The organism is Crenalkalicoccus roseus (genome assembly GCF_004761865.1).
Taxonomy (GTDB): domain Bacteria; phylum Pseudomonadota; class Alphaproteobacteria; order Acetobacterales; family Acetobacteraceae; genus Crenalkalicoccus; species Crenalkalicoccus roseus.
On the sequence record NZ_SJDM01000006.1, the window covers coordinates 41,615 to 63,623 of the forward strand.

At 75.5% G+C, this 22,009-nt stretch carries 19 protein-coding genes; 9 read left to right on the forward strand and 10 right to left on the reverse strand.

The genetic code is table 11. The features are described 5' to 3' along the window. Positions 1 to 26: 26 nt before the first annotated feature. Both ET526_RS07390 and ET526_RS07395 read right to left on the reverse strand, forming a co-directional pair. Positions 27 to 431, reverse strand: coding sequence for an OmpA family protein (locus ET526_RS07390; RefSeq protein ID WP_135467049.1), 405 nt, complete (start codon positions 429 to 431; stop codon positions 27 to 29). A 63-nt stretch (positions 432 to 494) separates the two neighbouring features. Then, entirely contained in the window at positions 495 to 1,364 is an 870-nt protein-coding gene (locus ET526_RS07395) for a radical SAM protein (protein WP_240048300.1), read from the reverse strand. A gap of 310 nt (positions 1,365 to 1,674) precedes the next feature. Here ET526_RS07395 and ET526_RS07400 point away from each other — a divergent pair, with 310 nt between their 5' ends. Beyond that, positions 1,675 to 2,166 (forward strand): Hsp20/alpha crystallin family protein, encoded by a 492-nt coding sequence (locus tag ET526_RS07400; RefSeq protein ID WP_135467051.1) that lies wholly within the window; start codon positions 1,675 to 1,677, stop codon positions 2,164 to 2,166. A 96-nt stretch (positions 2,167 to 2,262) separates the two neighbouring features. Continuing rightward, positions 2,263 to 3,270: a hypothetical protein gene (locus ET526_RS07405; RefSeq protein WP_135467052.1), complete on the forward strand. Its 1,008-nt coding sequence runs from the start codon at positions 2,263 to 2,265 to the stop codon at positions 3,268 to 3,270. 89 nt (positions 3,271 to 3,359) lie between these two features. Here ET526_RS07405 and cydC read toward each other — a convergent pair whose 3' ends face one another. Genes cydC through ET526_RS07420 form a run of 3 tightly spaced genes read right to left on the reverse strand, consistent with a single transcriptional unit; the run spans position 3,360 to position 8,101 of the window. Further along, positions 3,360 to 5,006 carry a thiol reductant ABC exporter subunit CydC gene (gene cydC, locus ET526_RS07410; protein WP_135467053.1) on the reverse strand — a complete coding sequence of 549 codons (1,647 nt, stop codon included), beginning with the start codon at positions 5,004 to 5,006 and terminating at the stop codon, positions 3,360 to 3,362. After that, positions 5,006 to 6,697, reverse strand: a complete 1,692-nt coding sequence (cydD, locus tag ET526_RS07415) for a thiol reductant ABC exporter subunit CydD (RefSeq protein WP_135467054.1) — start codon at positions 6,695 to 6,697, stop codon at positions 5,006 to 5,008. The genes cydC and cydD overlap by 1 nt, the downstream gene beginning before the upstream one ends. Before the next feature lie 33 nt (positions 6,698 to 6,730). Then, positions 6,731 to 8,101 carry a formimidoylglutamate deiminase gene (locus tag ET526_RS07420; protein WP_135467055.1) on the reverse strand — a complete coding sequence of 457 codons (1,371 nt, stop codon included), beginning with the start codon at positions 8,099 to 8,101 and terminating at the stop codon, positions 6,731 to 6,733. Between the two features lie 76 nt (positions 8,102 to 8,177). On the opposite strand from ET526_RS07420, the gene ET526_RS07425 reads away from it, so the two are divergent. The 7 genes from ET526_RS07425 to ET526_RS07455 all read left to right on the forward strand — a co-directional run bounded on the left by ET526_RS07425 (position 8,178) and on the right by ET526_RS07455 (position 15,422). Further along, on the forward strand, positions 8,178 to 9,083 hold the full coding sequence (locus ET526_RS07425) for an alpha/beta fold hydrolase (RefSeq protein WP_135467056.1): 906 nt from the start codon (positions 8,178 to 8,180) through the stop codon (positions 9,081 to 9,083). Further along, positions 9,080 to 10,753, forward strand: a complete 1,674-nt coding sequence (gene hutU, locus ET526_RS07430; RefSeq protein ID WP_135467057.1) for a urocanate hydratase — start codon at positions 9,080 to 9,082, stop codon at positions 10,751 to 10,753. The genes ET526_RS07425 and hutU overlap by 4 nt, the downstream gene beginning before the upstream one ends. Beyond that, positions 10,750 to 12,237, forward strand: coding sequence for a histidine ammonia-lyase (gene hutH / locus ET526_RS07435; RefSeq protein WP_135467058.1), 1,488 nt, complete (start codon positions 10,750 to 10,752; stop codon positions 12,235 to 12,237). Before hutU ends, hutH begins: the two co-directional genes overlap by 4 nt. Next, complete coding sequence (gene hutI / locus ET526_RS07440) at positions 12,237 to 13,439, forward strand: imidazolonepropionase (RefSeq protein WP_135467059.1); 1,203 nt, start codon at positions 12,237 to 12,239, stop codon at positions 13,437 to 13,439. Before hutH ends, hutI begins: the two co-directional genes overlap by 1 nt. Continuing rightward, on the forward strand, positions 13,436 to 13,873 hold the full coding sequence (locus tag ET526_RS07445; protein ID WP_135467060.1) for a PaaI family thioesterase: 438 nt from the start codon (positions 13,436 to 13,438) through the stop codon (positions 13,871 to 13,873). The genes hutI and ET526_RS07445 overlap by 4 nt, the downstream gene beginning before the upstream one ends. After that, on the forward strand, positions 13,866 to 14,609 hold the full coding sequence (locus ET526_RS07450; protein ID WP_135467061.1) for an alpha/beta fold hydrolase: 744 nt from the start codon (positions 13,866 to 13,868) through the stop codon (positions 14,607 to 14,609). The genes ET526_RS07445 and ET526_RS07450 overlap by 8 nt, the downstream gene beginning before the upstream one ends. A gap of 117 nt (positions 14,610 to 14,726) precedes the next feature. Further along, entirely contained in the window at positions 14,727 to 15,422 is a 696-nt protein-coding gene (locus ET526_RS07455) for a CBS domain-containing protein (RefSeq protein ID WP_240048301.1), read from the forward strand. A gap of 130 nt (positions 15,423 to 15,552) precedes the next feature. On the opposite strand, the gene ET526_RS07460 is transcribed toward ET526_RS07455, so the two are convergent. From ET526_RS07460 to ET526_RS07480, 5 genes are all read right to left on the reverse strand, one after another. Further along, positions 15,553 to 16,863, reverse strand: coding sequence for an NAD(P)/FAD-dependent oxidoreductase (locus ET526_RS07460; protein WP_135467062.1), 1,311 nt, complete (start codon positions 16,861 to 16,863; stop codon positions 15,553 to 15,555). Between the two features lie 128 nt (positions 16,864 to 16,991). Next, positions 16,992 to 17,576, reverse strand: coding sequence for a GNAT family N-acetyltransferase (locus ET526_RS07465; protein WP_135467063.1), 585 nt, complete (start codon positions 17,574 to 17,576; stop codon positions 16,992 to 16,994). A 7-nt stretch (positions 17,577 to 17,583) separates the two neighbouring features. Then, complete coding sequence (gene rpoD / locus ET526_RS07470) at positions 17,584 to 19,500, reverse strand: RNA polymerase sigma factor RpoD (RefSeq protein WP_135467064.1); 1,917 nt, start codon at positions 19,498 to 19,500, stop codon at positions 17,584 to 17,586. Between the two features lie 103 nt (positions 19,501 to 19,603). Then, positions 19,604 to 21,415 (reverse strand): DNA primase, encoded by a 1,812-nt coding sequence (gene dnaG / locus ET526_RS07475; protein WP_135467065.1) that lies wholly within the window; start codon positions 21,413 to 21,415, stop codon positions 19,604 to 19,606. Positions 21,416 to 21,487: 72 nt separating this feature from the next. Then, positions 21,488 to 21,955, reverse strand: coding sequence for a GatB/YqeY domain-containing protein (locus ET526_RS07480; protein WP_408869759.1), 468 nt, complete (start codon positions 21,953 to 21,955; stop codon positions 21,488 to 21,490). Positions 21,956 to 22,009: the final 54 nt, after the last annotated feature.

Genomic DNA, 22,009 nt, shown 5'->3' on the forward strand with positions numbered 1-22,009 from the left:
GCCCGGCGCCGCGCGTCAGCGGCGGATCAGCCGCCGATGCGGATCTCCACCCGCCGGCTCTCGGTCGGCATCTGCTCGAAGGGCACCGGGCCGCGCGGACGGATGGCGATGCGCGCCGGCTCCACTCCCGCGGCCACGAGCTCGTCCGCCACATGGCGGGCGCGGGCGTCCGACAGCGCCTGGTTGTAGCCCTGGCTGCCCACGGGCCCGGCGAAGCCGAGCACGGCGACCGGAGCGCGGGGCGCCGCGCGGGCGGCGGCGGCCGCCTCCCGCACCACGGCGAGGCCCCCCTCGTCGAGCGCCGCGCTGTCCTGGTTGAAGAACACCACGCGGACCGGCGCTGTCCCCGCCTCGGCCATCCGGGGCGACGGGGCCTGGCAGGCGGCGAGGCCGAGCAGGAGCGGGATGGCGAGAAGGCGGCGGCGGATCATGACGGCTCCGGTGCGGGTCGGGAGGGCAACGTCCGGCAGCGCCCCTCGCCTGTCAACCGCGCATCAGCGCGAGCAGGACGCGCCGCCGAGAACGCAGAAGCGCGCGCAGTGCGGATGGGCGAGCGGCACCGGCCGCATCGCCCCGGCAAGCGTCGCGCCGAGCTCGAAGCGCGGGTCGTAGGGGATCAGGGTGCAGGCCACCACCGCCGGGCGCGCGGCGCCGCGCCGCTTCACCACCATGCGGGCGGAGGCGCACATCATCGCCTCGGGGCTGCGGCCGAGCATGCCCCAGCAGGCCTCGGTTATCTCCGGCACCTCCGCCGCCGCGTCCATCTCGGGAAACAGCATCAGCGCCACCGGATCGGCGGCATCCACCGGAATGCCGTGCGCGGCGAAGAGGCGGGCGTAGCCGGCGCGCAGCGACGCCTCGTCCTCGCCCCCGAAGGCGGCGCGGCCGGCGACATGGACGCGGAACCCCTCCCGCGCCAGCCAGGCCAGGCCCTCCAGCGCCTGGGCGAAGCTGCCCGGCTGGCGCTCCCGGTCGTGCAGCGCCGGCCCGTAGTGGTCGAGGCTGACGCGCAGCGTCAGCCGCGTGCCGAAGTCGCGGCGCAGGGCGCGGAGCGCCCCGGCCTGGTTGCGCATCGGCTTCATCGCGTTGGTGAGCACGAGCGCCCGGTGGCCGCGCGAGAGGGCGTCCCGCAGCATCGCCGGCAGATCGCGGTTGAGGAAGGGCTCGCCGCCGGTGAAGCCCACCTCCTCCACCGGCATCCCCTCGCGCGCGGCCTCGTCCAGAAAGGCCGCGACCTCGGCGGCCGAGATGTAGGCCAGGGCGTCGTTGCGCGGGCTGCTCTCGATGTAGCAGTTGCGGCAGGTGATGTTGCACAGCGTGCCGGTGTTGACCCAGAGGGTGCGCAGGGCCACCGGCGCGACCACGGCCCGCCTCTCCCCGGCCGCGGTGCGCAGCGGGTCGCGGAACCTGGCCGGAGGCGGGGGCGCGGGGCGGAGGCGGGCGGACAAGCGGCTGGCTCTCCCTGTGGCGTCCGAGGCGGAAAACCGGCGCGGAGCGCGGCGGCGGCAGGGCCGGCGGCCCTCACGCGTCGCTGAAAACCCTGCGCTGGATCCCCCGCATAAGGGGCCCATTTGATCCAGCGCAAGGCGAAGCCGTCGCGGATGGGCGCAGCGTGCTGCCGCCGTCCCGGCGGGACGCCGGCACGGCCAATCCAGCCAAGGGAGAAGCAGCCTCATGTTGTCCCGGTTCCTGCGTTCCGACCTGACGCGTGGCGACGACCCCTTCGCCCAGATCCAGCGGGAGATCGGCCGGGTGGTGGAGGACGCGTTCCGCGGCGCCCCGGCCCTGCGCGCCGCCTTCCCCGGCGGCTTCGCCCCGAACCTCGACGTGCGGGAGACGGCCGAGGGCCTGCAGCTCACCGCCGAGCTGCCGGGCGTGAAGGAGGAGGACATCGAGCTGTCGCTCGAGGGCGAGGTGCTGACCCTGCGCGGCGAGAAGAAGGAGGAGAAGACCTCGAACGAGCGGGGCGTGCACATCCAGGAGCGCAGCTACGGCAGCTTCCAGCGCAGCCTGCGCCTGCCCTTCGCCCCTGATCCGGGCGCGGTGACGGCGAGCTTCGACAAGGGCGTGCTGCAGGTGACGCTGCCCCGCCCGCCCGAGCAGCGGCAGAAGGACAACCGTATCCCGATCCGTGGCGCCCAGGGCGAGCCGCCGAAGGGGCAGTAGCCCGCGGCCGGGCCGGCGGCCCGCCCCCTCCCGCGGAGGGCGGGCCGCGCTCTGGCGGTAGAGGCGGCGTTAACCGGCCTGCGCCAGCATGGCCGGGTGCCGCACGCCGCCCTCGCCCCCGAGACCCTGCCGGATCCGCGCCGCTTCGACCCGGTGCGCTTCCCCGGCACCGAAAGCCCCGCCTGCTGGCCGCCGGAACGCTTCGATTTCGCCTCCCCCTGGATGCAGGAGCCCGGCCTCCACTTCGAGCGGGATGCGGGGGGAGGCATCGCGCTGGTGCGGCCGCTCGGGCACATGCGCCTGCTCCTCGACATCGAGCGCGCGCACCTTCCCCTCGACATCGCGCCCGGCACCCGCGACTTCCTGCTGCTCCGCCTCGTCCCGCCGGCGCTGCGCCTGCGCGAGACCATCGCCCCCGGCGACACCGTGCCCGAGCCGCTGCGCGACGACGAGCCGACCCTGCCCGAGCCGCATCACCTCTACGCCGCCACCGCAGCGCTGGTGGACGGCCTGTCGCGGATCGCCGGGGAGGAGGGCGTGGCGCTGTGTGCGGCGCTGCGCCGCATCCCGCCCGGCCCGCGCATGATCGAGCAGGCGGTGGCGCGCTGCGTCACCCGCGACGGCTTCGCCCTCGAGGCGATCGCCCCGCTGGCGCGGCGGCTGCAGCGCCTGGCGAACCTGCACGCGCAGGTGCTGGCCGCCGCCGCCGCGCAGCCCGACTATGCGGGGATGGAGCGGGCGGTGCAGGCGGCGCGCGCCGCCATGGCCGGGGACCGGCGCTGGGCCGGAGACCTGCTGGCCCGGGCGCTGGCACGACTCGCGGGGGCGGTGGACCGGCCGCGCCTCGCCGCCGCGCGCTTCGCCCGCGAGGCCACAGCGGCGCTCGACGGGCAGGCGCTGCTGCACGACATCGGCGGCCTCACCCGCCAGCAGGAGGCGCTGCGCGACCGGCTGACCGACCTCGCCACCTTCTGGCGCCGCACCGTGAACGCATGGCTCGCCGTGGACCCCGTCACCACCGACCGCCGCGACATCGAGGCGCTGGCGCGCAACGCCGCCCGCCGCCTCGCCCTCGAGGCGCTCTACCGTGCCGAAGGCGGCTAGAGGTGTTTCCACTCGGCTGTAGGTGCGGAAACGGCTCTGGTCCATTGCCTGCGGAGCGGGCCGCGGAGGGACGGAAGCGGCCCCATCCTTCACCCGGTCGCCGGGATCGCCCGCCCCGCCACCAGCCGCATGATGCGCGAGGGCCGCTCCACCCCGACCAGCCGGTGGGTGATCAGGATCACCGTCCGCCCGGCCAGCACCTGGCCGAGCGTCTCGAGGAAGGCGCGCTCGGTCGCCGCATCGAGCCCCGCCGTCGGCTCGTCGAGCACCACCACCGGCGCGGCGGAGAGCAGCACGCGCGCCAGCGCCAGCCGCCGCGCCTGCCCGCCGGAGAAGCGCGCGCCCCCCTCGCCGCAGAAGGTGGCGAGCCCCTCCGGCAGGGCGCGCACCAGGCCGCCGATGCCGGCGCGGTCGAGCGCCCGCCACAGCGCCGCGTCGGGGGCGAGCGGCGCGGCAATGCGCAGGTTGGCGGCGATGCTGTCGCCGAACAGCCGCGCATCCTGGGTAAGGCAGGCGATGCGGCCCCGCACCTCCTCCGCCGCCAGCGCCTCGAGCGGCACGCCGCCGAGCGTGATCCGCCCCGCCTCCGGTGCCGCGAGCTTCAGCAGCAGCGCGGCGAGACTGGACTTGCCCGCACCCGAGGGGCCGAGCAGCGCCAGATGCGTCCCCTCCGGGATGTCGAGGTCGAGCCCGTCGAACACCGGCGGCCGGTCCGGCGCCCAGCGGAACCGCACCCCCTCCAGCCGGATGGCATGGCCGGCGGGGGCCGCCGCCGGCACGGCCGGATCGGGCACCGGCACCGGCGCGTCCGCCGCCTGGAACAGCCGCCCGGCCCCGGCGGCGGCGGCGGCGAGCGCGGCGCCGGCCCGCGGCAGCAGCCCCAGCGCCTCGGCCGCGGCGACCGCCAGGAACAGGGCGAGCGCGGCCATCGCCGCCCCCGCCGACCCGGCCGCCAGCCCCCAGGCGAGCGCGCCGAGCAGCGCCGCCTGCGCCAGCACCGTCCCCGCTGCGCCGGCCCAGGCGGCGCGCCAGGCGAGGCGGCGCTGCGCTGCCGCCAGCGCCGCGCCCTCCCGCTCCAGCGCCACCCCGGCCCGCGCCTCGGCATTGGCGGCGAGCGTGTCCTCGATGCCGGTCAGCGGGTCCACCGCCGCCGCGCGCAGCCGCCCCTGGGCGCGGGCCACGTCCGCCGCCGCGCGCGCCGCCCCGGGGGCGAGCAGCAGCGGCAGCAGCAGCGCCGCGAGCAGCGGCGCCGCGACCAGGGCCGCCAGCGCCGGCACGGCGCCGAGCAGCAGCGTCACCGCCAGCACTGAGACCAGCGCCGCCGTGGCCGGCACCAGGGCGCGCAGGTAGAGCCCGTCCAGCGCTTCCACATCGGCGACCAGCCGCCCGAGCAGGTCGCCGGCGCGGGCGAGGCCGATCCCGGCCGGCATCCGCTCGGCCAGGCGGCGGAAGAACCAGACGCGGGTGTCGGCCAGGGCGCGGAAGGCGGCGTCGTGGGTCAGCATCCGCTCGGCCCAGCGCGCCGCCGGGCGCAGCAGCACCAGCGGGCGCAGCCAGAGCAGCGCCGCCACCCCGGCGAGGCCGGCGCTGCCGATCGCCGCCGCCACCCCCTGCCCCGCCAGCGCCAGCAGCGCCAGGCCGAGAAGGGCGGAGGCGGCGGCCATCGCCAGGCCGAGCAGCAGCCAGCCCGCCTGCGGCCGCCACAGGCGCAGCACCCGCGCGAGGTCGCGCCACATCACACCGCCCCCTTGGCGGCACGCGGCCCGGTGACCGCCCGACCCTGCTCCATCTCCACCACCCGCCCGAGGCTCCGCGCCGCCGCGGCGTGGCTGGCGATGATCGCGGTGCGGCCGAGGCAGAGGCGGCGCAGGCTCTCCAGCACCTCCGCCTCGGTGCCCGGATCGAGATGCGCGGTCGGTTCGTCGAGCAGCACGAGCGGCGCGTTGCGCAGGAAGGCGCGGGCCAGCGCCACGCGCTGCGCCTGCCCGCCGGAGAGGCCCCAGCCGCCCTCGCCGACCAGGGTGTCGAGCCCCTGCGGCAGGGCGGCGGCGAAGCCGGTGACGCGCGCCGCCTCCGCCGCCGCCTCCACCTCGGCATCCGTCGCCTCGGGGCGGGCGAAGCGGATGTTCTCGCGGATCGAGGCGCGGAACAGGTGGGCGCGCTGGCCGACATAGGCGCTGAGGCGGCGCAGCTCCTCCGGCCGCAGCGCTGTCGCGTCCTGGCCGTTGATGGCGATACGCCCGGAATCCGGCCGCACGAAGCCCATCAGCAGCCGCAGCACGCTGCTCTTGCCCGCCCCCGAGGGGCCGGACAGCACCAGCGTCTCCCCGGCATTGGCGCGGAAGGAGAGGCCGTCGAGTGCCGGAGGGCGGGCCGGGTCGTAGCTCAGCCGGACGTCGGTGAAGGTCACCACCACGCGCGGCGGCAGCGCCTCCAGCCGCAGGCCGGGGGCGGGCTCCGCCTCCAGCAGCGGGGCGAGCGCGGCGGCGGCGCCGGCGGCGGAGAGCCGCTCGTGGTAGGCGGCGGAGAAGCCGCGCAGCGGGGCGAAGAAGGCGGGCACCAGCAGCAGGGTGAAGATCGCCGCCGCCGGGCCGGGGTGCCCCGCCGGCACGCCGCCGAGCAGCGCCGCATGGCGCAGCGCCACCAGGGCGAGCGCCCCCGCCGCCAGCAGGTCGAGCGCGGTGACGGAGAGGAAGGCGACGCGCAGCACCCGCAGCGTGCGCCGGCGCAGCTCCCCGGCCGCCTGGGCCAGCGCCTCCGCCTCCGCCTCCTGGCGGTTGAACAGCACCAGGGTGGAGAGGCCGCGCATGCGGTCGAGGAAGCGCCCCGAGAGGTTCTGGAGCTGGTCGAATTGCCGCCGGCTGGCCTGCGCCGCCCCGATGCCGGTCACCGCCATCGCCGCCGGCACCAGCAGCCCGGCGAGCAGCAGGATCAGCCCGCTCGCCGGGTCGGCCAGCGCCGCCGCCAGCGCCACCAGGGCGGGGCCGAGCAGGGCAAGGCGCGCGGCGGGCAGCCAGCGGGCGAAGTAGCCGTCGAGCGCCTCCACCCGGTCCACCACCAGCGCCGCCTTCTCGCCCACCCCGCGCGCATCGGCCGGGCCGGCGGCGAGCAGGCGGGCGAAGGCGGCCGCACGCAGCCGGGCGCGCGCCGCCTCCCCGGCGCGGAGCTGGCTCCGCTCCTGCGCCAGGCCCAGCGCGGCGCCGAGCAGGGCGAGCGCGGCGGCGGCGGCCAGCGTTCCGGCCCCTGCCGCGCCGTGCCCGAGCACGGCAGCGAGCAGCCGCGCCGCCAGCCAGGCGCCGGCGATGCCGCAGAGGATGGCCGCGAGGCCAAGCAGGACCGGCGCGAGAACCGGCAGGCGGAGCGCCCGCGCCTCGCGGCGGAGCAGGGCGCGCGCCGCCCCGTCCCGGGCGGCGGTGGGGGAGAGCATGGCGCCATTCTTAGGCCAGCCCTGGCGCGCGGGTCACGCCCCCGCCCGCGCCAGCAGGCCGCGCATCGTCCGGCGGAAGGCCGCCGCCACCTCCTCCCGCCGCGCGTGGCGCCCCGCCGCCACCACCCGCCGCCCGCCGCAGACCACCTCCTGCACCGGGTTGCCCTGGCCGGAGAACACCCAGGCGTCGAGCAGCGCGTCGCCGCCGCGCCCGACCAGCGCCGGGTGCTCGGGGTCGAGCGCCACTAGGTCGCAGCGCATCCCCGGCGCGATGGCGCCGAGCGGGCGGCCCGCGGCCTGCGCCCCGCCCGCCAGCGCCGCCTCCACCAGCAGGCGGCCGGGATGCGGCAGCGCCTCGCTGGTCGCCACCGCGCGCTCGCGCAGCGCCAGGCGCTGGCTGGTCTCGAGCTGACGCAGCTCGTCGCGCGGGCTGGTGCCGACATGGCTGTCGGTGCCGACGCCGAACCGCCCGCCCTGGGCCAGGTAGTCCCGCAGCGGGAACACGCCGTCGCCGAGCGAGGCCTCGGTGCTCGGGCAGAGGCCGGCGACGGCGCCCGAGGCGGCGAGGTCCTCGATCTCCTGCGCGTCCATGTGGGTGGCGTGGATCAGGCACCAGCGCCCGTCCACCGGTGCGTTGTCGAGCAGCCACTCCACCGGCCGGGCATGGGTGGCGGCGAGGCACTCCTCCACCTCCCGCGCCTGCTCGGCGGCGTGGATGTGGATCGGCCCGTCCATCGCCGCGACGGCAGCGAGCATCGCCGGCGTCACCGCGCGCAGCGAGTGCGGCGCGAGGCCGATGGCGGCCTGCGCATCCCCCGCCGCCGCCTCCCGGCAGCGCTCCACGATGCGGGCGAAGCCGTCGAGGTCGTTGAGGAAGCGGCGCTGCCCCGGCGCCGGCTCCTTCCCGAAGATGCCGCCGTGGCGGTAGAGGCAGGGCAGCAGGGTGATGCCGATGCCCGCCGCCCGCGCCGCCTGGAGGTGGCGCAGCGCCATCTCCGCCGGGTCGGCGTAGGGCGTGCCGTCGGGCTGGTGGTGCAGGTAGTGGAACTCGCAGACCGCGGTGAAGCCCCATTCCAGCAGCTCGACATAGAGCTGCGCCGCCACCGCCTCGACCTCCTCCGGGGTGAGCAGGGCGACGAAGCGGTACATGGTCTCCCGCCAGGTCCAGAAACTGTCCTGGCCGGCCGGGCTGCGCCGCTCCGCCCCGCCGGCCATGGCGCGCTGGAAGGCGTGGCTGTGCAGGTTGGGAATGCCCGGCAGCACCAGGCCGGGGAGGCGCTCCGCGCCCTCGGGGGCGGCACCCGGCCGGACCGAGGCGATCCGGCCCGCCTCGTCCACGGCGATGCGGACGTCGCGGGCCCAGCCGCCCGGCAGCAGCGCCTCGGCGGCGAAGAAGCTCGGCATCGGCTTCACGCTCCTGTCCCTTCCGTCCCGGCCGCGCCGGGCGCAGCATCGGCCGGGCAGCGGAGGGAAGTCCAGCATGGCCGAGGTCACGATCCGCCACGAGGAGGTGGCCCTTCCCGGCATCCGCCTGCATGTCGCGCAGGCCGGGCAGGGGCGGCCGCTGCTGCTGCTGCATGGCTGGCCGGAATTCTGGCTGACCTGGGAGGGGGTGATGCGCCGCCTCGCCGGCCGCTTCCGCCTGATCGCGCCGGACCTGCGCGGCTTCGGCGACAGCGACAAGCCCGATGCCGGCCCCTCCGACCGCGCGGGGGCGGAGGTGCACGCGGCGGACATGCTGGCGCTGCTGGAGGCGCTCGGCATCGGCCGCGCCGGGGTGGTCGGCCACGATGTCGGCGCCATGGTGGCGCAGGCGATGGCGCAGCGGGCGCCGGAGCGCCTCTCCGCCCTGTTCTTCTTCGACTGCCCCTACCCCGGCATCGGAAGGCGCTGGGCGGAGCCCTCGCACCTGAAGGAGATCTGGTACCAGTCCTTCCACCAGAAGGACTTCGCCGCCGCCCTCGTCGGTTCCTCGCGCGAGGCCTGCCGGCTCTACATCGGCCATTTCCTGCGCCACTGGTCCGGCGGCAATCCGCGCGCCTTCGACGGCGTGCTGGAGGCGTGGGTGGACAATTTCATGAAGCCCGGCAACCTGCAGGGCGGGTTCAACTGGTACATCAGCCAGAACGCCGCCCGCCTTGCGGTGATGCGCGGCGAGGCGCCGAGGCCCGCGCCCATCGCCCTGCCCACCTGCGTGCGCTGGGGCGACCGCGACCCGATCCTCCTCGCCGCCTGGATGGACCGCATGGGCGAGTACTTCACCGCGCTCGACGCCCGCCCGCTCGAAGGGCTCGGCCACTTCCCGCACATGGAGGACCCGGACCGCGCGGCGGGGGAGATCGCCGGCTTCTTCGACCGCGCCTGGCCGGAGGGAGGATCGCCGTGACCGACACCGCCCGCTTCCGCAACGCCCCGGCGATCCGCGCCCCGCGCGGCCTCGCCCTCACCTGCCGCCACTGGAGCACGGAGGCGGCGATGCGGATGCTGATGAACAACCTCGACGACGAGGTGGCCGAACGCCCGGGCGAGCTCGTGGTCTATGGCGGCATCGGCCGCGCCGCGCGCGACTGGGCGAGCTACGAGGCGATCGTCTCCGTGCTGAAGCGGCTGGCCGAGGACCAGACGCTGCTGGTGCAGTCCGGCAAGCCGGTCGGCGTGTTCGCCACCCACCCGGACGCGCCGCGGGTGCTGATCGCCAACTCCAACCTGGTGCCGCGCTGGGCGAGCTGGGAGCATTTCCACGAGCTCGACCGCAAGGGGCTGATGATGTACGGCCAGATGACGGCCGGCTCCTGGATCTACATCGGCTCGCAGGGCATCGTGCAGGGCACCTACGAGACCTTCGCCGAGGCCGGGCGCCAGCACTATGGCGGCGACCTCTCCGGGCGCTGGATCCTCACCGCGGGCCTCGGCGGCATGGGGGGCGCGCAGCCGCTGGCGGGCGTCTTCGCCGGCGCCTCGGTGCTGGCGGTGGAGTGCCAGCCCTCGCGCATCGAGAAGCGGCTGGAGACGAGATACCTCGACCACCGCGCCGACGACCTCGACACGGCGCTGGCGATGATCCGCCGCGCCTGCGCGGAGCGCCGGGCCGTCTCGGTCGGCCTGCTCGGCAACGCCGCGGAGGTGTTCCCGGAACTGGTCCGCCGCGGCATCCGCCCCGACATCGTCACCGACCAGACCAGCGCCCACGACCCCGCCAACGGCTACCTCCCCGCCGACTGGACGCTGGCGCAGTGGGAGGAGATGCGCGCGCGCGACCCCGCCGCCGTCGCCGCCGCGGCGCGGCGCAGCATGGTCGCGCATGTGCAGGCGATGCTCGACTTCCAGCGCATGGGCAGCGCCGTGCTCGACTACGGCAACAACATCCGCCAGATGGCGAAGGACGAGGGGCTCGCGGGCGCCTTCGGCTTCCCCGGCTTCGTGCCGGCCTACATCCGCCCGCTGTTCTGCCGCGGCATCGGCCCGTTCCGCTGGGCGGCGCTCTCCGGCGACCCGGAGGACATACGCCGCACCGACGACAAGGTGCGGGAGCTGATCCCGGACGACCCCCACCTGCACCGCTGGCTCGACATGGCGCGCGCGCGCATCGCCTTCCAGGGCCTGCCGGCGCGCATCTGCTGGGTCGGCCTCGGGCAGCGCGACCGGCTCGGCCTCGCCTTCAACGACATGGTGGCGCGGGGCGAGATCGGCCCCATCGTCATCGGCCGCGACCACCTGGATTCCGGCTCCGTCGCCTCACCGAACCGGGAGACCGAGGCGATGCGGGACGGCTCGGACGCCGTCTCCGACTGGCCGCTGCTCAACGCGCTGCTCAACACCGCCTCCGGCGCCACCTGGGTCTCGATCCACCATGGCGGCGGGGTCGGGCTCGGCTATTCGCAGCATGCGGGCATGGTCGTCGTCTGCGACGGCACCGAGGCGGCGGCGCGGCGCCTCGCCCGCGTGCTGTGGAACGACCCCGCCACCGGCGTGATGCGCCACGCCGACGCCGGCTACGAGATCGCCATCGCCTGCGCGCGGGAGCACGGGCTCGACCTGCCGATGGTGCGCGCATGACCGCGACGCTGGCCGAACTCCGCGCGGTGATGGAGGGCGCGCCGCTCGCCCTGCCCGAGGGCTGGCGCGCGGCGACCGAGGCCGGCGCGGCGGCGCTCGCCGCCCGCCTCGCCGAGGGCGCGCCGATCTACGGCGTGAACACCGGCTTCGGCAGGCTCGCCTCCACCCGCATCGCGCCGGACCGCCTCGCGCAGTTGCAGCGCAACCTGCTGCGCAGCCACGCCGCCGGCACCGGGCCGCTGCTGCCGGCGCCGGTGGTGCGGCTGGTGCTGGCGCTGAAGGCGCTGTCGCTCGCGCGCGGCGCCTCCGGCGTGCGCCCCGAGGTGGTGGAGGCGCTGCTCGGGCTGCTCGGCGCCGAGGTGCTGCCGGCGATCCCGGCCAAGGGCTCGGTCGGCGCCTCCGGCGACCTCGCCCCCCTCGCCCATCTCGCCCTGGTGCTGATCGGCGAGGGCGAGGCCTTCTGCGGCGAGGCGGTGCTGGCCGGACCCGCGGCGATGGCGCGCGCGGGCCTCGCCCCGCTCGCCCTCGGGCCGAAGGAGGGGCTGGCGCTGCTGAACGGCACCCAGGTCTCCACCGCGCTCGCGCTCGCCGCGCTGTTCGCGGCGGAGAAGCTCCTGCGCACCGCCCTCGTCGCCGGGGCGATGAGCCTGGATGCGGCGCGCGGCAGCGACACGCCCTTCGACCCGCGGATCCACGCGCTGCGCGGCCAGCCCGGACAGATCCGCGCCGCCGCCGCGCTGCGCGCGCTGCTCGCCGGCAGCGCCATCCGCGACAGCCACCGCACCGGCGATCCCCGCGTGCAGGACCCCTACTGCCTGCGTTGCCAGCCCCAGGTCGCCGGCGCCTGCCTCGACCTGCTCGGCCAGGCGGGCCAGGTGCTGGAGCGGGAGGCGAACGCCGTCACCGACAACCCGCTGGTCGTGGAGGGGGGCGAGATCCTCTCGGGCGGCAATTTCCACGCCGAGCCGGTGGCCTTCGCCGCCGACATGATCGCGCTGGCGCTGGCGGAACTCGGCGCCATCGCCGAGCGGCGCATCGCCCTGCTCACCGACCCCGCCCTCTCCGGCCTGCCGGCCTTCCTGGTGCGCGAGGGCGGCCTCAACAGCGGCTTCATGCTGGCGCAGGTGACGGCGGCGGCGCTGGTGGCGGAGAACCGGGCGCTCGCCGCGCCGCGCAGCGTGGACAGCATCCCGACCAGCGCCAACCAGGAGGACCATGTCAGCATGGCGACCGGCGCCGCGCTGCGCCTGCACGAGATGGCGGACAACCTGGCCGGCATCCTGGCGATCGAGCTGCTGGCCGGCGCGCAGGGGCTGGAGTTCCACCGCCCGCTGCAGAGCAGCGCCGCGATCGAGCGCGCCCACGGGCTGGTGCGCGGCGCCGCCCCCTTCCTGGAGGAGGACCGGGTCATGGCCCCCCTCATCGCCGCGGTGAAGGCGCTGGTCGAGCGCGGCCTGTTCGCCGAGCTGGCGGAGGCGGGGTGATGTTCGACCGCGTCTGGACCGGGGCGCATCTCTGCACCATGGACGGCCCGCCGGAGGACCCGCTCGGCATCGTCGAGGACGGCGCCATCGCCGCGAAAGACGGGCGCATCGCCTGGATCGGGCGGCGGCGCGACCTGCCCGGCCGCGCGGCGCAGGCGACGGAGTGCCACGGCGCCTGGATCCTGCCCGGGCTGGTGGACTGCCACACCCACCTCGTCTTCGCCGGCGACCGCGCGGCGGAGTTCGAGCAGCGCCTCGCCGGTGCGAGCTACGAGGCGATCGCGCGCGCGGGGGGCGGCATCCTCTCCACCGTGCGCGCCACGCGCGCCGCCGGGGAGGACGCGCTGCTGCGCGAGGCCGAGCCCCGCCTCGTGGGCTTGATGGCGGAGGGGGTGACGACGGTGGAGATCAAGTCCGGCTACGGGCTGAGCCTGGAGGCCGAGCTCGCCCAGCTCCGCGTCGCCCGCCGCCTCGCCGCCGAGCATCCGGTGGAGGTCGCGACCACCCTGCTCGCCGCCCATGCCGTGCCGCCGGAATTCGCCGGCCGCCGGGCCGAGTATGCGCGCCACGTGGCGGAGGAGATCCTCCCCGCCGCCGCCGCCTCGGGGCTGGCGGACGCGGTGGACGCCTTCTGCGAGCGCATCGCCTTCACGCCGGAGGAGACGGAGATGGTGTTCGAGGCCGCGCGCGCCGCCGGGCTGCCGGTGAAGCTGCACGCCGACCAGCTTTCCGACGGCGGCGGCGCCGCGCTCGCCGCCCGCCACGGCGCACTGTCCGCCGACCACCTGGAATACGCGAATCCGGAGGGGCTCGCCGCCATGGCGCGCGCCGGAAGCGTCGCCGTGCTGCTGCCCGGCGCCTTCCACTTCCTGCGCGAGGAACGCCGCCCGGACATCGGCGCCATGCGCGCGGCGGGGCTTCGCATGGCGGTGGCGACCGACCTCAATCCCGGTTCCTCCCCCGCGCTGAGCCTGCTGCTGATGCTGAACCTCGCCTGCACCCTGTTCCGCCTGACCGTCGCCGAGGCGCTGCTCGGCGTGACGCGCCACGCCGCCGCCGCGCTCGGCCTCTCTGACCGCGGCCGGCTCGCGCCGGGGCTGCGCTGCGACCTCGCGCTCTACCGCATCGGCCGGCCGGCCGAGCTCTGCTACTGGATGGGCGGCAATCCCTGCACCGGCCGCGTGCTCGCGGGGCGCGGATGAGCGCGCCCTCCCGCGCCGCCATCGAGGCGATCCTGCACGAGGGCGTGCCCCTGGCGCGCCTCTGGGGGGTGGAGGTGCTCGCCGCCGCGGAGGGACGCGCCACGCTGCGCCTGCCGCGGCGCGGCGACCTGCTCCGCCCCGGCAACACCGTCTCCGGCCCGGCGCTGATGGGACTCGCGGACATGGCGGTCTGGGCCGCCCTGCTCTCCGTCACCGGGGGGAAGGACGAGAGCGTCACCTCGACGCTGACGGCGAATTTCCTCCGCCCCGTCGGTCCCGGCCCGGCGCTCGCCGAGGCGCGGCTCGTCAAGCGCGGCCGGCGCATGGTGTTCGCCGAGGTGCTGCTGCGCGCCGAAGGCAGCGAGGAGATCGCGATGCACGTCACCTCCACCTGGGCCGTGATCGCCCCCGCGCGGGAGAAGGCGCATGGCTGAGCCGTCCGGCCGGCCCCGGACCTTCGTGCTGCTGCACGGCGCCTGGCATGGCGGCTGGTGCTGGCGGGAGGTGGCGGCGGCGCTCGGCGCCCGGGGCCACCGCGTCACCACCCCCACCCAGACCGGCCTCGGCGAGCGGCGCCACCTGCTCTCGGCGCAGATCACGCCGGAGACCTTCGTCGCCGACCTCGTCGGGCACGTCGAGGCGGAGGAGCTGTCCGACATCGTGCTGGTCGGCCACAGCTTCGGCGGCATCGCCATCTCCGGCGCCGCCGACCGCGTGCCGGAGCGCATCCGCCACCTCGTCTATCTCGACAGCCTCATCCTCGAGGACGGCCAGGCGCCCTTCGACCTGGTGCCGCCGGAGGTGGCGGCGGCGCGGCGGGCACTGGCCCGCGAACAGGGCGCGGGCATCGCCATCCCGCCGCCCCCCGTCGCCTCCTTCGGGATTCCGGAGGACCATCCCCTCGCCCCCTGGGTGGCGCGGCGCCTGACGCCCCATCCGCTCGGCGCCTACGAGACGCCGCTGCGCCTGCGCAACCCGCCCGGCAACGGGCTGCCCCGCACCTACATCGCCTGCACCGATCCGCCCTATGCGCCGCTCGAGCGCGTATGGCACTGGGTGCGGGAACGTCCCGGCTGGGGGTGGGAGGAGATCGCCACCGGCCACGATGCCATGGTGACGGCGCCGGAGGCCCTGGCGCGGCTGCTGGAGCGGATCGCCGAGACCGGCTGACGCTCCAGCGCGCAAGGGCGGCGTGACCCGGGGCGGCGCCTGGGATAATTGATCCCCCGCAATGCTCCGCCGCGCGCGGCCTGCTCCGCTGCGCGGGAGGAGAGGGAGACCATCGCCATGCGCGCCGCCGACATCATGACCACCAGCCTGCTCACCCTCTCGCCGGACCTGCCGGTGGCGACGGCGGCGCGCATGCTCGCCGAGCGCGGCGTCTCCGGCGCGCCGGTCCTGGACAAGGACGGCAAGCTGCTCGGCATCCTGACCGAGGGAGACCTGATCCGCCGCCTGGCCGCGGTGACGGAAAAGCCCCGCTCCTGGTTCCTCGGCCTGTTCGGCTCCGCCGCCGCGCAGGCCGACCACTACGCGCGCAGCCACGGCCGGCTCGTGCGCGACGTGATGACCACCGCGGTCGAGACGGTGGGGGAAGACACGCCGGTCGAGCAGGTCGCGGCTCTGCTCGAGAAGCGCAACATCCGCCGCCTGCCGGTGGTGGACCGGGAGGGCAGGCTGGTCGGCATCGTCTCCCGCGCCGACCTGCTGAAGGTGAGCCTGGAGGCGCCGCCGGCCGCGCCAGCCGCCGCCTCGGACGCGGAGATCCGCCGCGCCCTCTCCCGCGCCATGCGCGAGCAGCCCTGGATAGATGCCTACTTCATCTTCCCGGAGGTGCAGGACGGCGTCGTCACCATCCGCGGCTTCTGCCGTTCGGAAGAGGTGAAGCGCGGCCTGCGCGTGCTGGCCGAGGGCATTCCCGGCGTGCGCGAGGTGCGCATCGAGACCGACCCGACGCCGCCGGTGCTGCTCGGCGCGCCCTGACGGCGGTTCCGCCGGCGGCCGCATTCCCCGGGCCCGGCTGGCCGTGGCACGGCCGGTCGCGATCGCTCCCTGGGATGCGGCCCGCGCCGGCGCCCGAGGGTGGATCGGCCATGATCCACGAGACTCGGCATCAGTCCCGCCGGTCGTTCCAGCGGTTCCGCGCCACCTGCCAGGCGATGCCGAGGGCACGGAACCGGTGGCCGAATACGGTCCTGAGCCGCGTCTCCACCGGCGCCGCGATCTCCCGCGCCGGCACGCCGGCCGAGGCGCGGGCCAGCTCCCGCCCGAGCGCGGTGGCGAGCGCGACGCCGCGGCCGTTGCAGCCGGTCCAGGCCAGCACCCCCGGCGCCAGCTCATAGACATGCGGCAGCCGGTCGGCGGTGCCGCCGACATAGCCCCACCACACGTAGTCGAACCGTACCTCGCCGAGCTGCGGGAAGACGCGGGCAAGGCGGGCGCCGATGCGCCGGCGGATCCGCCCCTCCCAGCCGAGCGGCAGGATCAGCCCGCCGCCCGTCACCAGCCGTCCCTCCGCGTCGAAGCGGAAGAAGTGCAGGTCGCCGCGGGTGTCGGACAGCGCGTGCCCGCCGGGCAGGATGGTGCCGCGGATGTTGTCCGACAGGACCGGCGTGGCCATCTGATAGCTCCGCACCGGCACCACGCTGCGGTGCAGGCCGGGCCAGAGGCCGGGCGGGGTATGGGCGTTGGTGGCGAGGATCACCCGCTCCGCCCTGAGCGCGCCTTCGGGCGTCGCCAGGCGCCAGCCCGTCCCCTCGCGCGCGAGGGCGGTCACGCGGCTGCGGGTGTGCACCACCGCGCCGGCGCGGATCGCCGCCCCGGCGAGGCCGCGGGCGAAGCCGAGCGGGTTGATCCGCCCGCCGGTCGGGTTCTCCCACCCGCCATGCCAGTGCCCGCTGCCGGCGAGCGCCGCCATCTCCTCGCGCGAGAGCAGGCGCACCGGCGCGCCGCGCCGCGCCCATTGCCGCACGCGGCTCTCCACCAGCCTCATGCGGGAGGGGCGGTGCGCCGGCTGCAGCCACCCGTTCTGCACCGCCTCCGCCCGCATGCCGTGCTTGCGGATCAGCTCGAAGACCAGGGCGGCGCTGTCGCGGATCAGCCCGACCAGCGCCTCGCCCTTCTCCGCCCCGCCAAGCTCCCGCGGCACGCTGGCCACGATGGCGTCCGGGTCGGCGCGCGACAGGGTGGGAATGACCTGGCCGTTGTTGCGCCCCGAGGCGCCCCAGCCGATCTCGGCGGCCTCCAGCACGGTGCAGGGAATGCCCGCCTCGGCCAGGTGCAGCGCGGCGGAAAGGCCGGTGTAGCCGGCGCCGATCACGGCGACGCCCGTGCGCGCCTCGCCGCGCAGCGGCGCGGTCGGCGGGGCGGGCGGCGCCGTCGCGGCCCAGAGGCTCCTCGGCATGGCGGGCGGCGCGTCGGGCATCGGGGCCTCCTCGGTGGCGCGGGTCCTGGGACCGTTCTCCCTGGCCGCGCCCGCGGGAACGGCCCCAGCGCGTGTGTTCGTGCCGGCCGGATCGCGCGCCCGGCCGCTTCCAGACGCCGCGATCCGCCCTAACCCGCCCGCAGCCGCTCCGGGATCGGCAGGCCGAGGCGCACCGGCACCCGCCACAGCTCGCGCACCGTGCGCAGCGTGACGAAGCCGGCGGCGCGATAGTTCGGCAGCGCCCGCGGATGGTCGGCGGTGCAGGTGTTCACCGTCACCGCCCGCGCGCCCTCGGCCCAGGCGGCGTCCACCGCATGGCGCAGGAAGGCACGCCCGAGCCCCTGCCCGATGGCGTGCGGCAGCAGCCCGAAATAGGCGAGGTTCACCGCCGGCCGGTTGCGGCGGTCGAGTTCGTAGAACCCCGCCGGCTCGCCGCCGCGGTAGAGCACGTGCACCGAGATGACTGGGTCGGCGAGGAGGGCGGCGAGCTCGGCGTCGGAGAGGGTGCGTCGCAGCCACCACACGTAGTCGTGCCCCACCGTGTCGTAGAGGTAGCGGTAGAAGCGCACGGTGCAGCGCGCGAGGCGCTCCACCCGCGCATCGGCCGGCAGGGCCGGGGCGGGGTCGCGCGGGGGGCGGTCCATGCGCAGGAAGGTCACGTCCACCGCGACCGGCACCACCGCCTCGGGCGCCGCGCCGCCCGCCCCCGGCATGCGCACCTCAGTTGTCCAGGAAGGAGCGCAGCTTCCGCGAGCGCGAGGGGTGCTTCAGCTTGCGCAGCGCCTTGGCCTCGATCTGGCGGATGCGCTCGCGCGTCACGTTGAACTGCTGGCCCACCTCCTCGAGCGTATGGTCGGTGTTCATGCCGATGCCGAAGCGCATGCGCAGCACGCGCTCCTCGCGCGGGGTCAGGCTGGCCAGCACGCGCGTCGTCTGTTCGCGCAGGTTGGACTGGATGGCGGCCTCGAGCGGGATCACCGCCTGCTTGTCCTCGATGAAGTCGCCGAGGTGGCTGTCCTCCTCGTCGCCGATCGGGGTCTCGAGGCTGATCGGCTCCTTGGCGATCTTCAGCACCTTGCGCACCTTCTCGAGCGGCATGCCGAGCTTCTCGGCCAGCTCCTCCGGCGTCGGCTCGCGCCCGATCTCGTGCAGCATCTGGCGCGAGGTGCGCACCAGCTTGTTGATCGTCTCGATCATGTGCACGGGGATGCGGATGGTGCGCGCCTGGTCGGCGATGGAGCGCGTGATCGCCTGGCGGATCCACCAGGTGGCGTAGGTGGAGAACTTGTAGCCGCGGCGGTACTCGAACTTGTCCACCGCCTTCATAAGGCCGATGTTGCCCTCCTGGATCAGGTCCAGGAACTGCAGGCCGCGGTTGGTGTACTTCTTGGCGATCGAGATGACGAGGCGGAGGTTGGCCTCGATCATCTCCTTCTTCGCCTGGGTCATGTCGCGCTCGCCGCGGCTGACCGTGGCGTAGACGCGGCGGAACTCCTCCACCGGCAGGCCGGTCTCGGTGGCGATGGCGGCGATCTGGGCGCGGATCGCCTCCACCTCGTCGCGGGAGCGGGCGACGAAGGCCTTCCACCCCTTGGCCGGCAGGCGCGAGAGGCGGTCGAACCAGGCGGGGTCGAGCTCGCTGCCGCGCCACTGCTCGAGGAACTCCTCGCGCCGCACCTTGCTCGCCTCGGCCAGGCGCAGCACCTGGCCCTCCAGCATGGTCAGCCGGCGGTTCAGCCCCTTGAGCTGCTCGACCAGCTCCTCGATGCGGTTGTTGTGCAGGTGCACCTTCTGCACCAGGGCCACCAGCTCGGCGCGCGCCTTCTCGTAGGTCTTCTCGGTGCGGCCGGCGAGGTCCTCGCCCGAGGTGTAGGCCTCCATGCGCCGCGCCTGCAGCTTCTGCAGCCGCGCATAGGCCTCCTCGATCGCCTGGAAGGCGGCGAGCGCCTCGGGCTTCAGCTTCTCCTCGAGGGCGGAGAGGGAGAGGCCGATGCCCTCCCCTTCCTCGCCCTCCTCGAACTCCTCCTCGGCGGCCGGGGCGCCGGCGCCGTCGGGAGTGTCGGCGGCGTTGGTGGCCTCGAGGTCGATCACGTCGCGCAGCAGCATGCGGCCTTCCTTGACCGCGTCATGCCAGGCGATGATCGCCCTGAAGGTCAGCGGGCTTTCGCACAGCCCGCCGATCATCATGTCCCGCCCCGCCTCGATGCGCTTGGCGATGGCGATCTCGCCCTCGCGCGAGAGCAGCTCGACCGAACCCATCTCGCGCAGGTACATGCGCACGGGATCGTCGGTGCGGCCGAGGCTCTCCTCATCCACATTGCCGCCCGCCTCCTCCTCCTCCTCCTCCTCCGCCCGGACGGCGGGGCGGGCGGCGCCCTCTCCCTCCTCGGTCTCCTCGGCCTCCACCACGTTGATGCCCATCTCGTTGAGCATCGCCATGGTGTCCTCGATCATCTCCGAGGAGACCTGCTCGGAGGGAAGGACGGCGTTGATCTCGTCATAGGTGACGTAGCCGCGCTCCTTGCCCCGGGCGATCAGCTTCTTCACCGCGGCGGACTGGGTGTCGAGCAGCACGCCCTCCACCGCCTCGTCGCGGCTCTCCACCGCCTCGGTGCCGTTCGCGACCTTGCTCGCCATTCGCTGCTCCATCAACGCGCCGGGCCGGCAGAGCCCATCGGGGCCGGACGGCCCGCAGGAAGACGCCCCCGGCCGCGACGGCCGACGGGGAAGTGCCACCACGCTATGTCATGGAAGTCTGCCCGGCCTCGCCCGCCCGCAGGGAGGCGAGGGCCGCGGTCAGGCGAATCAGGCGCTGCTGCGCCGAAGGGTGGTTGGTCTCGACCAGTTTCCGCTTCGCCTCGGCGCAATCCGCGACAAGCTCCGCCTCGCCTCGCAGCAGGCCGAAGAAGTGCCACCAGCCGTCCAGCGCTTCTCCGGGCTGCGCCTCGGGACGGCTGGCCTCGCACAGGCCTGGCGTCCCGAAGACCCAGGCGATGGCATCCCCCAGCCCGCTTCTGGCGAGTTGGTCCATCAGCAGCGCCGAGTCAAGCGCGCCGCCCTGCGCGGCGCAGGAGAGCAGCGCCGCCTGCAGCCGCGCGCAGGAGCCTTCCGGCATGTCGAGGGCGGCCAGCGCCTCCACCACCTCGGGCAGCAGCAGCGGGTGGCGAAGGAGGATGGCCAGCAGGTTGCGGGCCCGCTCCAGCCGCGCCGCGGCGGGATCGGGCGGCAGGCGCGGCCCGGCGGGGGCGCGTGAGGCCGCCCGGGCCGGCCCCGCCGCCCGCCGCGGCCTGTAGGCGGCGTAGAACTGGTCGAGCGCGTGCCGCCGCCACTCCTCGGCCAGGGCGCGGTGCGGGATCAGGCCGCAGAGGCGCAGGATCTCCTCCTTGGCGGCGGCCCGCTGCGTCGGGGTCGCATCGCCCTTCGCGTCCCGCGCCAGGCCGAGGATCGCGTCCTCCAGCCGCCGCGCCGCCGCCAGCACCGCCTCGAAGCCCCGCCTTCCCTGGCGCTGCAGCAGCGTGTCCGGATCCTCGCCGGGCGGCAGGGTGGCGAGGCGGAGGCTGCGCCCGGGCCGCAGCCGCGGCAGGGCGAGCTCCGCGGCCCGCGCCGCCGCCCGCGCGCCGGCGGCGTCGCCGTCGAAGCAGAGCACCGGCTCGGGGCTGAGCTGCCACAGCGCCTCGAGCTGCTCCTCCGTCAGCGCCGTGCCCAAGGGGGCGACGGCGCCGGCGAAGCCCGCCTGGTGCAGGGCGATGACATCCATGTAGCCCTCCACCGCCACCACCGCGGCGCCGCGGAACGCCCCCTCCCGCGCCAGATCGAGGCCATAGAGGCTGTGCCGCTTGCGGAACAGCGCCGTCTCCGGCCCGTTGACGTATTTCGGCTGCCCCTCGCCGAGGATCCGCCCGCCGAAGCTGACGGTGCGCCCGCGGCGGTCGCGGATCGGGAAGATCACGCGCTGGAAGAACAGGTCCACGAGGCCGGAGCGGGGGTCGTCGGGATCGCGCGGCTTCATCAGCCCCGCCGCGACGAGCTGCGCCGGCTCGATCCCCTCCGCCTTCAGCTCCGCCGCCAGCGCCCCCCGCCCCTCCCCGGCCCAGCCGAGGCCGAAGCGGGCGATGGTTTCCTCCGTGAGGCCGCGGCGGCGCAGGTAGTCGAGCGCGGCGCGCCCTTCGGGCAGGCGCAGGCGGCGGCGGAAGGCGGCCTCGGCGGCGGCGAGCACGGCATGGAGATCGCGCGCCCGCGCCTCCCGCGCCGCCGCCTCGCGCGAGGGCTTCGGCACCTCGATCCCCGCCTCGGCGGCGAGGCGCTCCACCGCCTCGGGGAAGGAGGCGCCCTCGGCGCGCATGACGAAGCTGATCGCGTCGCCATGGGCGCCGCAGCCGAAGCAGTGGAAATGGTCGTCGTAGACGTAGAAGCTCGGCGTCTTCTCGTTGTGGAAGGGGCAGCAGCCCTTCCACTGCCGCCCGTTGCGCACGAGGCGCACCTTCCGCCCGATCAGCGCCGGCAGCGGCGTGCGGGCGCGCAGCTCGTCGAGGAAGGCGGGAGGCAGGGCCATGCGAGGGGAAGTCTAGCGCCTGCCGCGCCCCCCGCCAGGGGCGGCCCGCAAAAGAAGGGAGAAACCGCGGGTTCAGCCGCCGAGCGCCTCCTTCACCAGCGGCCCCGCCCGGGAGAGGTCCATGCTCGCCGCGTGCCTGGCCCGCAGCAGGGCCATCACCTTGCCCATCTCCTTCACCCCGCTCGCCCCGGATTCGGCGATCGCGGCGCGGATCGCCTCCCGCATCGCCGCCTCGTCCATCTGCCGCGGCAGGAAGGATTCGATGACGCGGATCTCCGCCTCCTCCTTCTCCGCGAGTTCGGGGCGGTTGCCCTGGCGGTAGAGCTCGGCGCTCTCCCGCCGCGACTTCACCATGCCCCGCAGCATGGTGGCGATCTGCTCGTCCGGCACCCTTTCCACGCCCGAGGGGCGGGCGGCGATGTCGGTCTCCTTCAGCTTCGCCATGATCATGCGGATGGTGGAGGTGCGGGCGGCATCGCCCGCCTTCATCGCCGCCTTCATCTCCTCGCTGAGGCGGCTGCGCAGGTCCTCGGCCATCATGCGGTCTCCTTCCTGCCCTTCTCTATAGGGCGCCCCCGTGGGCGGCGCACGGGG

Excerpts from the sequence above, each read along its gene's own strand:
- ET526_RS07390 (WP_135467049.1), bottom strand. The coding sequence starts at position 431 with ATGATCCGCCGCCGCCTTCTCGCCATCCCGCTCCTGCTCGGCCTCGCC.
- ET526_RS07400 (WP_135467051.1), top strand. The coding sequence starts at position 1,675 with ATGTTGTCCCGGTTCCTGCGTTCCGACCTGACGCGTGGCGACGACCCC.
- cydC (WP_135467053.1), bottom strand. The coding sequence starts at position 5,006 with ATGTGGCGCGACCTCGCGCGGGTGCTGCGCCTGTGGCGGCCGCAGGCG.
- cydD (WP_135467054.1), bottom strand. The coding sequence starts at position 6,697 with ATGCTCTCCCCCACCGCCGCCCGGGACGGGGCGGCGCGCGCCCTGCTC.
- ET526_RS07420 (WP_135467055.1), bottom strand. The coding sequence starts at position 8,101 with ATGCCGAGCTTCTTCGCCGCCGAGGCGCTGCTGCCGGGCGGCTGGGCC.
- ET526_RS07425 (WP_135467056.1), top strand. The coding sequence starts at position 8,178 with ATGGCCGAGGTCACGATCCGCCACGAGGAGGTGGCCCTTCCCGGCATC.
- hutH (WP_135467058.1), top strand. The coding sequence starts at position 10,750 with ATGACCGCGACGCTGGCCGAACTCCGCGCGGTGATGGAGGGCGCGCCG.
- hutI (WP_135467059.1), top strand. The coding sequence starts at position 12,237 with ATGTTCGACCGCGTCTGGACCGGGGCGCATCTCTGCACCATGGACGGC.
- ET526_RS07445 (WP_135467060.1), top strand. The coding sequence starts at position 13,436 with ATGAGCGCGCCCTCCCGCGCCGCCATCGAGGCGATCCTGCACGAGGGC.
- ET526_RS07450 (WP_135467061.1), top strand. The coding sequence starts at position 13,866 with ATGGCTGAGCCGTCCGGCCGGCCCCGGACCTTCGTGCTGCTGCACGGC.
- ET526_RS07455 (WP_240048301.1), top strand. The coding sequence starts at position 14,727 with ATGCGCGCCGCCGACATCATGACCACCAGCCTGCTCACCCTCTCGCCG.
- ET526_RS07460 (WP_135467062.1), bottom strand. The coding sequence starts at position 16,863 with ATGCCCGACGCGCCGCCCGCCATGCCGAGGAGCCTCTGGGCCGCGACG.
- ET526_RS07465 (WP_135467063.1), bottom strand. The coding sequence starts at position 17,576 with ATGCCGGGGGCGGGCGGCGCGGCGCCCGAGGCGGTGGTGCCGGTCGCG.
- rpoD (WP_135467064.1), bottom strand. The coding sequence starts at position 19,500 with ATGGCGAGCAAGGTCGCGAACGGCACCGAGGCGGTGGAGAGCCGCGAC.
- dnaG (WP_135467065.1), bottom strand. The coding sequence starts at position 21,415 with ATGGCCCTGCCTCCCGCCTTCCTCGACGAGCTGCGCGCCCGCACGCCG.
- ET526_RS07480 (WP_408869759.1), bottom strand. The coding sequence starts at position 21,955 with ATGATGGCCGAGGACCTGCGCAGCCGCCTCAGCGAGGAGATGAAGGCG.